The sequence below is a fragment of the Nocardiopsis mangrovi genome, assembly GCF_042653925.1.
Lineage (GTDB): Bacteria > Actinomycetota > Actinomycetes > Streptosporangiales > Streptosporangiaceae > Nocardiopsis_B > Nocardiopsis_B mangrovi.
Genome location: NZ_JBHSFQ010000012.1, coordinates 40,457 through 53,540 on the forward strand (window position 1 = coordinate 40,457; position 13,084 = coordinate 53,540).

Consider the following 13,084-nt stretch of genomic DNA (forward strand, 5'->3'; position numbering starts at 1 on the left):
GCCGGGCTGTCAGCCACGGATGCCGGTGGCCCGCTTGATCACCGCGTCGAAGGCGCGGTCGGGCAGGATACCGCGCAGCGTGATCAGCGGCTTGGCGCCGAAGCCGACGGCGTAGCGGGTCCTGGGCCGGCGCGCGGTGGCGGCCTTGCCGATCGCGTCGGCGATCACCGTGGGCGGGGAACTGCGGCGGGCGGTGGCCTCGGAGCCCAGCGAGGAGGCCACCGCGTCGGCTTGGTCGGCGTAGGGGCCGCCGCCGGAGGTCGCCTTCAGGTGGTCGGCGGCGATGGCGCCCCACTCGGTCGCGATCCCGCCCGGTTCGATGACGACCACGTCGATGCCGAAGGGCGCGACCTCCAGGCGCAGGCAGTCGCTGAGGGCTTCCAGGGCGAACTTGGTGCCGTGGTACCAGCCGCCCAGCGGGGTGTGGAGCCTGCCGCCCATGGACGAGATGTTGATGATCCTGCCGCTGCGCTGGGCGCGCATCCGCGGCAGCGCGAGCTGGGCCAGGCGCAGGGCGCCGAACACGTTGACGTCGAACTGGCGGCGGGCCTCGTCCTGGGGCACGTCCTCGATGGCGCCGTAGGAGCCGTAGCCGGCGTTGTTGACCAGCACGTCGATCCGGCCGGTCTCGGCGACGACGCGGTCGATCCCGGCCTGTGTGGACTGCTCGTCGGTGACGTCCATGGCCAGCGGCCGGATGCCGCGTGCCGCCAGCCGCTCCAGGCGGTCGGTGCGGCGTGCGGCGCCGTAGACGGTGTAGCCGAGCGCGTGCAGTCTCAGTGCGGTGGCCTCGCCGATGCCGGAGGAGGCACCGGTGACGAGGGCGGTCTTGTCGGTCATGTCGCGTCGAGTCCTCACATAAGATGAACCACAGTTCATCATTTATAATGAACCCAAGTTCATATTTGTGCAAGTCGACCCACCGCAGGAGACGTGGCATGCCCGACACCCGCCCACCCCGCGCCGATGCGATCCGCAACCGGCAGAAGATCATCACCGCCGCCCGCGAGCAGATCACGCTGCACGGCCCCGATGCCGGGATGGACGAGATCGCCGCCGCGGCGGGCGTGGCCGTGGGCACCCTCTACCGGCACTTCCCCAACAAGACCGACCTGGTCGCCGCCATCGTCGCCGAATACGTCGCGCGGGTCGCCGAGGACGCCGAGGCCGCCTGCGAGCGCGTCGCATCGGGAGCGCGCGCGCTGGAGGAGATCACCGGGTTCCTCGCCCGCGCGGTCGAGTCCACCGTCAGCAACCACGCCGCCAAGGCCGCCGCCCGCGCCCTCGGCGCCGACCGCGGCGACACCGGCGCCGAAGACCGCAGCGGCGCAGCACTCGCCCGGCTGATCCAGGCCGGGCAGGCCGACGGCGACATCCACCCCGACATCACCGTCGGCGACTTCTACCTGCTCTTCTCCGCGATCCCGACCGACCGCTCACCCGCCGCCCGGGCCCGCTGGCTGACCCTGGTCCTGCCGGGACTGACCACCCACCCCCGTGCGTCCGACGGCTGAACAACGAGTCCCCCTACGCCTGTTGCTCGCGCACTCCCCTGCCTGGGGCGCCTGGCCTCTATCGACACGCAGACTCGTGGCTCGCGGCGCCCACCACCGGCGCGAACCCATGGCCGTGTGGCGTCACACGGCGTCGTCGAGGACTGCTCATGGATTACCTGACCGCTTACCGCGGCCTCGATCGTCCTGCGCCGTTACCGAATCCCATCGACACTTGCCCGTCGACGAAGCTCAGGACGTTGCTCGATGACGTGAACAAGCGTTCCCTCGTCCTGATCCACAGAGCCAGCAGGGTGGGGTGGAGCCGGACCTGGGCCGGCCGGTCCGCCCCTGGGCTGGGGCCGGACACCGGCGGCGCCGCGGCCCTGCCCGATCCGCGCCCGGAGGCGGTGCCTGGCCTAGGCTTCCGGGGATGACAGCGGAACTGAACGACGACGTCCACGCCGCCGCGCGGATGCTGTGGGACTTCCACACCGCTCCGGCGCTGCCCGCCGGCGATCCCGGCCGGCACGACCTCATCCTGGCGCTGGGCAGCCACGACCTCAGGGTCGCCGACCACGCGGCGCTGCTGTGGCGGCAGGGCGCCGCCCCTCTGCTGCTGTGCTCCGGCTGCCGGGGCCGGCGCACCGGGGGCTCTGACGGCCATCCCCGATGGGAGCGGACCGAGGCCGCGGTGTTCGCCGACATCGCCCGCGCCGCGGGCGTCCCCCGCTCCGCGCTGGTGCTGGAGGACCGCTCGACCAACACCGGGGAGAACCTCGACTTCAGCCGCGCGCTGTGCGACCGGGACGGCCTCGCCTCCGGCCGGATCCTGATCACCGCCAAGCCCTACATGGCACGCCGCGCCCTGGCCACCGCGAAGGTCCGCTGGACCGACCCGGAGTGGGCCTTCAGCGGCCACGCCTGCGGATACGACGGCTACCCTGCCGATGCCTCAGAGGCCGCCGAACTCGTCCACTTCCTGGTCGGAGACCTCCAGCGCCTGGACGTCTATGCCGAGCGCGGCTGGGCCGCCCCGGTCGCGGTCCCCTCCGGGGTGCGCGACGCCTTCGACGCGCTGGTGGGGTGGGGCTTCACCGCTCACCTGGTACCGGGGTCGGCCGCCGGGGCGTAATGGGGGCCGGCCCGCGCGGCTGGGCCCCGAGCCCCACGCACGGTGTCCGCCGTCCACCTCTCCCCGCACGGCGGCAGAGGCGCTGCGGGGCGGTCCGGGTGCGACGCCACGGCGCCCGCTCACGTCGGGCGCGCCGGCGGTCCGGCGTCCGGCCCGTTTCCGCCGGCCGGCCGCGGGGCAGGCACACGATGACCCCGGACCGAGAGGCGGCGACCGCCATGTCCCACTCCGCAGGCTCCTCCGACACCCGCGAAGCCCGCCTCGCGGCCATGTACGGCGAGGAGGACCTGGGGTCCTTCTCCCTGTTCTCCGGCGACTTCATCAACTTCGGGTTCTGGCGGGGCGCGCCGCCCGATCCGGAGCGGCCCATCACCGTCGAGGAGCGCACCGCCAGCCAGCAGGACATGTACCGCGAGGTGGTGGGGCGGCTCGGCGCCGGGCCCGGCGACCGGCTGGTGGAGGTGGGCTGCGGGATCGGGGTGGGGGCGGCGCTGGTCATGGCCGAGTTCGGGCCCGCCTCGGTGACCGGGGTGGACCTTTCGCCGGCCCAGTTGGAGCGCGCCCGGCGCGCCAACGCCGAGGCGCTCGCCGGCAGCGGCGGCCGGCTGGCCTACCGCCAGGGGTCGGCGTTCGCGCTGCCGGAGCCCGATGGCGGCGCCGACGGCCTCTACTCGGTGGAGGCCGCCCAGCACTTCGGGGAGCTGTCGGGGTTCGCGCGCGAGGCGCACCGGGTGCTGCGCCCGGGCGGGCGGCTGGCGGTGGCCACGTTCTTCACCCCGGGCGAGCACGGCGCCGACCGGCTGGCGGAGCTGCTGGAGACCGTGGGCAACGGCGTCGACGTGGTGTTGCCGGTGGCCGGGTTCGCCGCCGACCTGGAGGCGGCCGGGTTCGCCGGTGTGGGTGTGGAGCCGATCGGCGGGCACGTGTGGCGGTGGTTCGACGCCTGGATCGGCCAGACGGAGTTCGCCGTCTCCTGGGGCCGCAACTGGCTGCCGGCCTATGAGGACGGCCTGATCGACTACTACATCGTGACCGCTACGGCGTGAGCCCGGTGCCCGGCCGGGGCCGGGCACCTGATGCAGCGGGGGCGGATCAGTCGCCCGCGCCGGCGGCGCCGTCCGCGGCGCCGCCGGCGAACTCGGCCGCGTTGGCCTCGCGCCGGGCGAAGACGTCGTTGCGCATCTCGTTCATCTGCTTGAGGACCTTCTTGCGCGGGCGCGCGGCGAGCCGGTCGATGTAGAGGCGGCCCAGGGTGTGGTCGGTCTCGTGCTGGAGGCAGCGGGCGAAGTAGCCGCTGCCGGACAGGGTCAGCGGGCGGCCGTCCTTGTCGTAGCCGTGGACGACGGCGTGCTCGGCGCGCGGCAGGTCGGCGTGGGGGCCGGGGACCGACAGGCAGCCCTCGCTCTCGACCAGCAGCTGGTCGGTCTCGGGGTCGCGCTCCTTGAGCACGGGGTTGATGATGTGGCCGACGTGGCGGACGCCGTCGTCGTCGGGGCAGTCGTAGACGAACAGCCGCAGGTCCTCGCCGACCTGGTTGCCCGCGAGCCCCACGCCTTCGGCGACGTACATGGTGGCGAACATGTCGTCGATGAGGGCGGCGAGCTCCTCGGTGCCGAACGCGTCGGGGTCGACGTCGAGGTTGCGCCGGTGCAGGACGTCCTCGCCCACGACCGTGATGCGCCGCACCCGGCCCCGGGCGGCCTCGGGGGCGAGCTCGGGGTAGGAGTCGACCGGCTCCCCCTGGACGCGGACCCGCGTGTCGGCGGGGTGTTCGGACGTGGACTGCTCGGACATGCCAGGATCGCTCTTTCCGCGTCAGGGGATGATCGTGCGCCCGGGGCGCGACCCTCGCAAAATATCACTTAAGCGCTGGTCATTCGGGGCCGCGCGCCCGGCCGCACCGCACGGCTAGACCACCGAGATCGCTCCGGTGACGACGGCGAACCCCAGGTAGGCGAGGGACGCCAGGAGCACCCACGGAAGGGCGAAGCGCTGGAACTCCCCCAGATCGCGCCGGACGAGTCCGAGCAGGGCCCACAGGGGCGCGGAGGCGGGGCCGATCGAGTGCATCATCTGGCCGATGACCCCGGCCCGCGCGATCTCCACGGGCGGGATCCCGTACTGCTGCGCCGACTCCGCCAGCACGGGCAGGATGCCGAAGAAGTAGGCGTCGTTGGACATGAAGAAGCTGAGCGGCAGGCCGACGACGGCGGTCATGACCGGGATCAGCGATCCCATGGACTCGGGGACGGCCGCGAGCAGCGCGTAGGCCATCTCGTCGATCATGCCGGTGTCGGACAGGATGCCGGTGAAGACGCCGGCGCCGATGACGAGCATGACGACCGGGACCGCGTTGCCGGCGTGCTTGCCGATGACCTTGCTCTGCTCCTCCAGGCGGGGGTGGTTGACCACGAGCGCGATGACGAAGGCGCCCATGAACAGGGTGACCAGGGGGGCCACGCCCAGGATCAGCAGGACGAGCAGCAGCACGGTCAGGGCGGCGTTGAACCACAGGCGCCAATCGCGCAGGAGGGTGTCCTGCGGGGTGCGCTCGGCGATCTCGGCGGCCAGTTCCCCGATCGCGGCGGGGTCGACGTTCCGGCGCTGTGCGCGGCCCAGGACGTAGGCGATGAGGACGATGAACGCCGAGGTGAGGAGCATGGAGGGCAGCATGCGCACGAAGTACTCGGTGGCGTCGAGGTGCAGGACGCTGATCGCGCGGGTCGCGGCACCGCCCCAGGGGGTCGTCCCGGAGATGGTCCCCAGCGCCATCGTGGCGATGGCGGCGAGCACCAGCGGGTTGATGCCCAGCCGGCGGTAGATCGGCAGGAACGCCGAGCAGATGATCATGTAGCTGGTGGTGCCGTCGCCGTCCAGGGCGACCAGCAGGGCCAGGACGGCGGTTCCCACGCAGATGCGCACGGGGTCGCCTTTGGACAGGCGGATGATGGCGGTGGAGACGGGGTCGAACAGGCGCGCGTCCATCATGACGCCGAAGTAGAGGACGGCGAAGAGCAGGAGCACGGCCGTCGGGGCGACGGTCTCCAGGCCGCTGAGCATCATGTCGCCGATGTCGGCGCCGAATCCCGCGACGACCGCGAAGAGGATCGGCGTGACCATGATCGCGACGAAGGCGATCATGTATTTGCGCATGACGAGCAGCATGAAGGTGCCCAGGGTCGCGAAACCCAGAACTGCGAGCATAGGTGGTTCTCCAGTGTTCACGCGGTGGACCGCGGGGTCGGTGCCCGCGCTGTCGGCGGGGACGCCGCAGGCGTGGTCGGGCTCGGGGCACGCCTCGGCCGGGGCGTGCCGGAGACCGGACGGCGCCTGCGGGCGGCGAGGGGCGAAGGTGCGTGGAGGCGGGGCGGCGGCGCGGCCGCGCCCGGGGCCGTCGGAGTCGGCGGGGCCGTGCGGGGCGCCCGGTGCGCGGCGGAGGTGTCCACGCGAAGGCGGGGTGTCGGGGACGGCGGGAGCATCCGGCCGTCCTGGCGGGGTCGGTGCCGCCGGGAAGCGCGGAAGGGGGCGGCCCGCCTGGTGGGCGGGACGGCGCCGGGTGCGGGGTGTTGGCGTGTTCGGGGGTGTGGCGTGTGCGGGGCGGCGGGGCGGTCGGCCCGGTGCGAGCGGGGCCGTCAGTGCGCGTCGTCGGTGTACTCCTCCAGCGCGTGGGCGATCCAGCCGACGCAGCGGGCCAGGACGAAGACGGCCTCCCCCGCCCCCCGGACCATGTCGTGCAGGAAGCACAGCGCCCCGAGCGCGAACTCGATGCTGGGGTGCTCGTCGTTGCGTTCGCGGACGAGCGCGACGACCTCGCGGACCGCGGCCAGCCGGTCGGGGTCGGCGTCGCGGTCGCCGAGGAGCCGCCCGAGCAGGAAGCCGGCGCGCGGGTCGGGGCCCTCGTAGCGCGGCTGGCCGAATCCCGGGAGCGCGGCGCCGCGGCGCAGGTGGTCGGAGACGACGGCCTCGACGCGGTCGGGGCGCCCGATGTCGGTGAGCAGGCTGTGCACCCCGAGCGAGGAGCCCCCGTGGCGCAGGCCGCTGGCCACGCTCATGCCCGTCAGCGCGACCGAGTAGGGGTCGGCCGCGACCGACGCCGCCGTCCTGACCGCGCGGGTGGAGGGAGCGAGCCCGTGGTCGGCGCTGAGGATGAGCGCCTGGTCCAGCAGCCGCGCGCGGTCGTCCCCGGCCGCTGAGGCGGTCAGGCGCGGCCACAGCGCGGCGGCGAAGCCGGCGTCCGCGGCGGGGGGCGGGGCGCCGTCGGACTGCGCGGGCAGGGCGAGCACCAGCGCCGGCAGCAGGGACCTGGCCACGGCGAGCACCGCGTGCGGCGACAGGTCGTAGCGCAGCGGGTCGACGGCGCCGAGCCCCGCTGCGGCGATCTTCAGCCGGTCCAGCGGCAGGCACTGGTCGGGCAGGGGAAGGGCCGGCGCCTCCGAGCCCGGGCGCGCGCTGGGCCGCCACGCGGGTGCGGCGCCCTCGTGTGCGCGCCAGAGCCACTCGGCTGCCTGCTCGAAGGACAGGGCGCCGGCGATGTCCACGGCGTCGCGTTCGCGGTACAGCAGCCGCCCCCCGACGATCGAGGTGACCGCGGTGCGGTTGCTGGGCGAGGAGCGGCCCGGCTGGCGGGCCCGGTCGCCTTTGGCCATGGCGTCGAGGTCGCTCTGGCGGAACCGGCTCTGGCGCGTGCCCGGCTCGGAGTGGCGCTGGAGCTGGCCCCGGCTCACATAGGCGTAGATCGTCTGGCGGCGGACGCCGAGGAGTTCGGCGGCCTCGTCCGCGGTCAGCAGGGGATCGTCTTCCACGGATCTCCTCTCCAAGAAGTTGACGAGACCTTACGCACACTGCGAGATGTAGTCAACATTGACAATGTTGATTCGGTGAATCATCCTCAACTCCGGCGGGTCCACCCGCCCGCGCGGCCGGCGGCCCCGGCGCCCGCGCACACCGGGCGCAGGACGCCCCGCGGTACCCGCCGCGCCGCACATCCGCCCTCCCGGGCGCGCGGGAGCCCCGCCGCCGACCGCGGCGGCGCACACCCGCCCGGACGCAGCCCACCCTTGGGGAAAGGAAACCCATTGGACACACGCCCCCGACTCGACATCGCCGTCATCCCCGGCGACGGAATCGGCCCCGAACTCGTCGACAGCGCGCTCCAGGTCCTCGACGCCGCAGCGGGCCAGGACCTCGCCCTGCACGTCACCACCGAGGACGCCGGGGCCGACACCTACCGCAGGACCGGGACGGCCCTCAGCGCCGACACCCTCGAACGCGTCAAGACCCGCTACGACGGCGTCCTCAAGGGACCCGTCGGGCTGCCCGAGGTGCGGCGCCCCGACGGCACCGAGGCCGGCCTCCTGGGCGGAATCCTGCGCGGCACCCTCGACACCTACGCCAACGTGCGCCCCATCCTCCTGCTGCCCGGAGTCCAGGGGCCGCTGCGCTCCGACCGGGAGATCGACTATGTGATCGTCCGGGAGAACACCGAAGGGCTCTACCTCTCCCGGGGCCTGGGCGTCGGCAACGACAGGGCCTACGCCGACCAGCTCCTCATGACCCGCGCGGGCGTGGAGCGCGTCGTGCGCCGCGCCTTCGAACTGGCGTCGCGGCGCTCGGGCGCCCCCGCCGACGGCGTGCGCAGGGTCACCTGCGTCGACAAGAGCAACGTCCTGCGCAGCTTCGCCTTCTTCCGCTCGATCTTCGACGAGGTCGCCCAGGACTACCCCGGTATCGAGCGCGACTACCGCTACGCCGACGCCGCAGGGCACGACCTGGTGGCGAACCCTGGGCACTTCGACGTCCTGGTCATGGAGAACTTCCTCGGCGACATCCTCAGCGACGTCGGCGCCGCAACAGTGGGCGGGCTGGGCATGTGCCCCTCGGGCAACATCGGCGACGACAACGCCTACTTCGAGCCGATCCACGGGAGCGCCCCCCTGATCGCCGGCCGCGACCTGGCCAACCCCACCTCCCAGGTCCTCAGCGCCGCCCTCATGCTCGAACACCTGGGGCACACGGTTCCGGCGCAGCGCATCCGGGCGGCCGTGCGCGCGGCCTACGCCGGCGGGCGGATCCGGATCCTGCCCACCGGATCGCCGGAGGGGGGCACGCGGGCGGCCACGCAGGCGATCGTCGACGCCCTGGCGCAGTAGCCGCCCGGCAACGGGGCGGTGCCGGCCCGCGCGCTCCGGGAGCGGACCGCCGCTGGACGACGGGTGCGGGCGGTCGGGGGGCGCGGGCCGGCTGCGGCGGGGAGGGCGCGTCTCCGGGCACTCCAGGGGGGCGGGGTCCGTTCGGGGCGGGACGGACCCCGCGACCGCACCGCCGCGGCGGCGGTCAGTCGAGGAAGTTGACCGCGGACCCGTCGAGCTCGTAGCGGGCGGCGACGATGCGCAGGTCGCCGCTGTCGACGTGGCCGGACAGCTCCGGGTCGGCGCGCAGGGCCTCGGCGATGTCCAGGGCGTTGGCCGAGATGCAGTCGTCGACGAAGTCATCGCCGCTGTCGGGGGTGGCCTCCACGACGGGCAGCAGCTGCTCGACGAGGTAGCCGACGTGGCCCTCGGGCACCTGGCCGCTCTCGTGGGCCTCCACGGCGGCGGTGACGGCGCCGCAGGAGGCGTGGCCCATGACGACGATCAGGGGGATGTGCAGGTGCTCGACACCGTAGACGATGCTGCCCAGGACCGATTCGTCGAGCACCTGGCCGGCGGAGCGGGTGACGAAGAGGTCGCCCACGCCGCGGTCGAAGACGTGCTCGGTGGGGACCCGGGAGTCGGCACAGCCCAGGACGAGGGCGAAGGGGCTCTGGCCCTCGACGGCCGCCGCGCGGCGCCGCGCGTCCTCGTGGGGGTGCGCCTGGCGGAAGGTGCGCCAGCGGCGGTTGCCCTCCTTGAGCAGGGTCAGGGCGGCGTCGGGGTCGGCGGCCTGCGCGGGGGCGGGGGCCGGTGCCGCGGAGGCGGCCGTGGCCGCACCGCCCGCGAGCAGGAGCCCGGCGCTGCTGAGGAGGGAGGTGCGTAAGGCGGAACGGCGCGAGATCGCCATGGTCATCCCCGATTCAAGACAAAGGGCATTAATGCCCGAAATAGCTAAAAACGGGGAAATGATAGATCCAAGTGACACGAGGTGCACACATGAATTCATGCACACGTGCCTACTTATGAACACGATCAGTGATATTGAGGATGATTTCGGACATACCAGCAGGCCATGCGGGGCGAACGCGGTTCGGGTGTGGCCGGAAGCGGCATTGCGGTCACACCGGACCCGGGCGAGCTGTATGATCACCCGCCCCGCCGTGCGGCGGTGCCGGGCCCGGCACCGCCGCACGGCCGCTCACGCCCCCGGGGCACCCGATGCGACGCGCGTGCCGGCGGCACCGGCCTCAGGAGTCCGGCTCCCCCGTTCCAGGGCCGCCGACCACGCCACCGCGCCCAGCGCGGCCACCGCCAAGGCGGCCCCGACCCAGGAGACCGAGGGGTGGCCCGCACCCGCTCCGACCGCCGGCCCGCCCGGCCACGGCCCGGCGGTGATTACGGTGGTGATCCCGGTGGTGAAGACCGAGACGTCGACCGCGGCCGCCAGGGTCGGCGCCGCCGTAGCATCGGCCCGGAACGTTGGTACGCCTGCTGTGAGGGGGAGTCCGATGCGCGATGCCCTGCGCAGGGCCGGCCTGGTGCTCATGATGCTCCTGGTGACCTTCCTGCCCTGCTGCATCGCCTTCGGGCTCGGCGTGAGCGAAGGCCCGCCCGCCTTCGCGGCAGCGAGCGGCCAGGGGACGCCGGGCACGTTCTCCCCCGCCGGCGAGCGGTGCACCGGCACCCGGGGCGGCGAAGTCTGCGCATGGGAGGGCACCTTCACCTCGGACGACGGCGGGATCCGGCTGAGCGGCGTGACCGTCGACACCGACGGCCCCCCGCAGGCCGACACCGTGTTCCTCCTCAACCGGGGCCGCGTCCACCCCGAGGGCACCACCGAGTGGCGCCGATGGGCCTTCTGGGGCGTCCTGGGCGCCGCCGGACTGGCCGCCCACGCCGTGGCGGCCCTGCGCTGGGCTCAGCGGTGCCAGTCGTTGCCCTGGGTGAAGCAGCGGACGAGGTAGTCGCGCATCGACACCACGGTGAGGCGGCGCCGGTCGCTCTCGTGGTCCCACACCACGATCCCGGGCCCGTAGTCGGTGTGCACGTAGGCGAACTGCGGCCCCATGTCGCTGTCGCCGAAGAAGATCATCTCGTCGAAGGGGGCGTAGAGCTCCAGGTAGTCGGGCTCGGAACGCATGGCGAGGTTGTCCTCGACGAGCCGCTCGGCCGGCCACACGACCGCGTCGCCGTACTCGTTGGCGACCCCGTTGGCCTCGCGCAAGAGCGAGGCCAGCTCGAAGGGCAGCGGCAGCGCCAATGCCTTTTCGATCCCGGCGATCATCGCCTCGTCGGCCGGGCCGGGCAGCTCCGCGCCGGGGTACAGTTCACCGATCAGTTCACGCCACACATAGGGAATCATCACAGGTGGCGGCAAGGCGCGGGAAACCGGTGGCCGCGAGTTGCCGGATTGGGACACGGTTTTGCGGCCCGCGTGTCGCACAGCGCGGCGCGGTGTGCCCTGCACCGGGGCCCGCGGCACGGACGGCTACGGCCCTTGGCGGCGCGGGGTCGCCGTGGTCACGGGCGGTGACGCCGCCCGCGGCGTCAGGGGCGCGCGGGGGTGATCCGGTCATTCCGAAAACCCCGGTCCGCTGCGCGCTGGGCGTAGCCCGCCGGGGCGGACGGGGCCCGTGAGGCGCCCCCGACCCACTCGGAGAAAAGGCGGCCCGGCCTGGAATATCGCCCCCCTCCCCCCGGTTACACTGTGTGCGGGCCGGTGCGGAACGTGTCCCCGGGCTCCACACAACTGCCTTCGCGGAATACCGCGTCTGCGCCCCGCTCTCGCGGGTGCGCCGGCGGACTTCGGAGCCGCGTTGTGCCATCGCCGTGAGGCGACCGCCGCACCGGTCCGCTCTACTCGCCCGACGGGCCCCGCGCAGTCAACCGCGCCGGGGCCCGTCTGCGTGTGCGGGCCTCCCCTACCCCCCGTCTCCGAACAGGACATCATCCGCCGCCTCCAACGCCATGTGGCCGGCAAGGGGTCCTGACCGCTCCGCCTTGAAGGGGGGCAGACCGCCTACGCCGGAAACGCACAACGGGCTGATCAAAGCCTGCGGACTCGCCAACCTGATGTGACGAACAGCCCACGCGCCGGGCATCCTGAGCACCATGGACTTCCAGCCGGTTGAGCGCGCCCCGGGGGCGTTCCAGCAGTCACTGACCGCGGAGGAGATCGGGGAGGTCTGCCGTCGGGCGTTCGGGGACACCGCCACACCGGTTTCGGCCATCGAGCTGGGCACGGGGATGTACAACAGCGTCTACCGCGTGTCCCTGTCCGGGCGGGACCGGCCGGTGATCCTGCGGGTCGCGCCATCCCAGGCCCGCCAGTTCCGCAGCGAGCGCCACCTGATGCGCAACGAGTACGCGAGCCTGCCCTGGCTGGCGGTGATCGCGCCGCTGATGCCGCGGGTGCTCGCAGCGGACTGGTCGCACGAGGTGATCGCCCGGGACTGGATGGTCCAGACCCACCTGGACGGCGTCCCGGCTCCCGAGCACCTGGGGACCTATCCGCGTACGGCGTGGCCGTCGTTCTTCCGGCAGATGGGCGCCATCGCCCGCTGTGTGCACGGCGTGCGGGGCCCGCACTTCGGGCCCGTCGGCGGCCCGGGATATGGGACGTGGAGCGAGGCGGTGATCGCGTCACTGGAGGAGATCGCCGCCGACCTGGACGGCGCCGGCCTGGATGCCGCGGACGTGCGCAAGGTCGCCGCGGCGGCCGCGCACGAGAGGGCCGAGCTCGACGAGGTCGCCGAACCGAGGCTGCTGGCAGGGGACCTGTGGACCGTCAACGCCCTGATGGACCCGGCGGCCACCGAACCGACCATCACCGGCGTGCTGGACTTCGACCGCACCTGGTTCGGTGACCCCGCCGCCGACTGGACCATCCGTATGGCGACGGCCAAGCAGGACGAGCGGACCGCGTTCTGGCAGCCCTACGGTGCGCTGGACCGCTCGCCCGCAGCGGTATGGCGGGCGCGGGTCTACGAAGCCCGGCACGTGGGCGCGATCCGCCTTGAGCGCCACCGGCTGGCCGAGGCCGACGCGGTCCGTGAGAGCTACGGCGCGATGGCCGAGGTGCTCGCCGGCCTGACCTGACCGGTGTCCTCCGGGCGGATCCGGCCAATGGGGGCGGCGCTTAGGTGAGCGGCCCGTTTCCGCGGCAGGGAGCACGAGCACGGGATACCGAGCCCCGCCCGGTGCTCTCCACCACCCTGGGTATCCGAAGATCGAACGTTTTCGGACAGGCCGTCCAGAGTGCCGCCGGTGACACCGGATCCGGTGCGGCGCACCGGGACGTGCTGCTGCCGGCCTGCTCGGCCCGG

13 protein-coding genes are annotated in these 13,084 nt (G+C 73.3%); 6 read left to right on the forward strand and 7 right to left on the reverse strand.

Annotated features, from left to right (window positions below; genetic code table 11):
• Positions 1–9: 9 nt before the first annotated feature.
• Positions 10–840 (reverse strand): oxidoreductase, encoded by an 831-nt coding sequence (locus ACFO4E_RS14035; RefSeq protein ID WP_378574640.1) that lies wholly within the window; start codon positions 838–840, stop codon positions 10–12.
• 98 nt (positions 841–938) lie between these two features.
• On the opposite strand from ACFO4E_RS14035, the gene ACFO4E_RS14040 reads away from it, so the two are divergent.
• The 3 genes from ACFO4E_RS14040 (at position 939) to ACFO4E_RS14050 (ending at position 3,674) form a co-directional block, all read left to right on the forward strand.
• Positions 939–1,514: a TetR/AcrR family transcriptional regulator gene (locus ACFO4E_RS14040; protein ID WP_378574641.1), complete on the forward strand. Its 576-nt coding sequence runs from the start codon at positions 939–941 to the stop codon at positions 1,512–1,514.
• Between the two features lie 412 nt (positions 1,515–1,926).
• A complete protein-coding gene (locus ACFO4E_RS14045) occupies positions 1,927–2,628 on the forward strand; it encodes a YdcF family protein (RefSeq protein ID WP_378574643.1) in 702 nt (233 codons plus the stop codon).
• Positions 2,629–2,846: 218 nt separating this feature from the next.
• Complete coding sequence (locus tag ACFO4E_RS14050) at positions 2,847–3,674, forward strand: class I SAM-dependent methyltransferase (RefSeq protein WP_378574645.1); 828 nt, start codon at positions 2,847–2,849, stop codon at positions 3,672–3,674.
• Positions 3,675–3,720: 46 nt separating this feature from the next.
• Here ACFO4E_RS14050 and def read toward each other — a convergent pair whose 3' ends face one another.
• The 3 genes from def to ACFO4E_RS14065 form a co-directional block, all read right to left on the reverse strand.
• Positions 3,721–4,422 (reverse strand): peptide deformylase, encoded by a 702-nt coding sequence (gene def / locus ACFO4E_RS14055; protein ID WP_378574647.1) that lies wholly within the window; start codon positions 4,420–4,422, stop codon positions 3,721–3,723.
• A gap of 114 nt (positions 4,423–4,536) precedes the next feature.
• On the reverse strand, positions 4,537–5,832 hold the full coding sequence (locus ACFO4E_RS14060; RefSeq protein WP_378574649.1) for a CitMHS family transporter: 1,296 nt from the start codon (positions 5,830–5,832) through the stop codon (positions 4,537–4,539).
• A 428-nt stretch (positions 5,833–6,260) separates the two neighbouring features.
• Entirely contained in the window at positions 6,261–7,430 is a 1,170-nt protein-coding gene (locus ACFO4E_RS14065; RefSeq protein ID WP_378574651.1) for a citrate/2-methylcitrate synthase, read from the reverse strand.
• Between the two features lie 273 nt (positions 7,431–7,703).
• Between ACFO4E_RS14065 and ACFO4E_RS14070 the strand changes: the two genes are divergently transcribed.
• A complete protein-coding gene (locus tag ACFO4E_RS14070; protein ID WP_378574653.1) occupies positions 7,704–8,777 on the forward strand; it encodes an isocitrate/isopropylmalate dehydrogenase family protein in 1,074 nt (357 codons plus the stop codon).
• 184 nt (positions 8,778–8,961) lie between these two features.
• Here ACFO4E_RS14070 and ACFO4E_RS14075 read toward each other — a convergent pair whose 3' ends face one another.
• Positions 8,962–9,666: a carbonic anhydrase gene (locus ACFO4E_RS14075; protein WP_378574655.1), complete on the reverse strand. Its 705-nt coding sequence runs from the start codon at positions 9,664–9,666 to the stop codon at positions 8,962–8,964.
• A 291-nt stretch (positions 9,667–9,957) separates the two neighbouring features.
• Positions 9,958–10,305 carry a hypothetical protein gene (locus ACFO4E_RS14080; RefSeq protein ID WP_378574657.1) on the reverse strand — a complete coding sequence of 116 codons (348 nt, stop codon included), beginning with the start codon at positions 10,303–10,305 and terminating at the stop codon, positions 9,958–9,960.
• On the opposite strand from ACFO4E_RS14080, the gene ACFO4E_RS14085 reads away from it, so the two are divergent.
• Positions 10,268–10,723 carry a hypothetical protein gene (locus tag ACFO4E_RS14085; RefSeq protein ID WP_378574659.1) on the forward strand — a complete coding sequence of 152 codons (456 nt, stop codon included), beginning with the start codon at positions 10,268–10,270 and terminating at the stop codon, positions 10,721–10,723. The genes ACFO4E_RS14080 and ACFO4E_RS14085 overlap by 38 nt on opposite strands.
• Here ACFO4E_RS14085 and ACFO4E_RS14090 read toward each other — a convergent pair.
• On the reverse strand, positions 10,678–11,121 hold the full coding sequence (locus ACFO4E_RS14090; RefSeq protein ID WP_378574828.1) for an SMI1/KNR4 family protein: 444 nt from the start codon (positions 11,119–11,121) through the stop codon (positions 10,678–10,680). The genes ACFO4E_RS14085 and ACFO4E_RS14090 overlap by 46 nt on opposite strands.
• Positions 11,122–11,870: 749 nt before the next feature.
• Here ACFO4E_RS14090 and ACFO4E_RS14095 point away from each other — a divergent pair.
• The gene (locus ACFO4E_RS14095) at positions 11,871–12,857 is read left to right on the forward strand and encodes a phosphotransferase family protein (protein ID WP_378574661.1); all 987 of its coding nucleotides are present in this window, start codon (positions 11,871–11,873) and stop codon (positions 12,855–12,857) included.
• Positions 12,858–13,084 lie beyond the last annotated feature (227 nt).

Bases quoted from the DNA above. Each gene is read 5' to 3' on its own strand.
- ACFO4E_RS14060 (WP_378574649.1), bottom strand. From the start codon at position 5,832: ATGCTCGCAGTTCTGGGTTTCGCGACCCTGGGCACCTTCATGCTGCTC.
- def (WP_378574647.1), bottom strand. From the start codon at position 4,422: ATGTCCGAGCAGTCCACGTCCGAACACCCCGCCGACACGCGGGTCCGC.
- ACFO4E_RS14095 (WP_378574661.1), top strand. From the start codon at position 11,871: ATGGACTTCCAGCCGGTTGAGCGCGCCCCGGGGGCGTTCCAGCAGTCA.
- ACFO4E_RS14080 (WP_378574657.1), bottom strand. From the start codon at position 10,305: ATGAGCACCAGGCCGGCCCTGCGCAGGGCATCGCGCATCGGACTCCCC.
- ACFO4E_RS14035 (WP_378574640.1), bottom strand. From the start codon at position 840: ATGACCGACAAGACCGCCCTCGTCACCGGTGCCTCCTCCGGCATCGGC.
- ACFO4E_RS14090 (WP_378574828.1), bottom strand. From the start codon at position 11,121: ATGATTCCCTATGTGTGGCGTGAACTGATCGGTGAACTGTACCCCGGC.
- ACFO4E_RS14040 (WP_378574641.1), top strand. From the start codon at position 939: ATGCCCGACACCCGCCCACCCCGCGCCGATGCGATCCGCAACCGGCAG.
- ACFO4E_RS14075 (WP_378574655.1), bottom strand. From the start codon at position 9,666: ATGGCGATCTCGCGCCGTTCCGCCTTACGCACCTCCCTCCTCAGCAGC.
- ACFO4E_RS14050 (WP_378574645.1), top strand. From the start codon at position 2,847: ATGTCCCACTCCGCAGGCTCCTCCGACACCCGCGAAGCCCGCCTCGCG.
- ACFO4E_RS14085 (WP_378574659.1), top strand. From the start codon at position 10,268: ATGCGCGATGCCCTGCGCAGGGCCGGCCTGGTGCTCATGATGCTCCTG.
- ACFO4E_RS14045 (WP_378574643.1), top strand. From the start codon at position 1,927: ATGACAGCGGAACTGAACGACGACGTCCACGCCGCCGCGCGGATGCTG.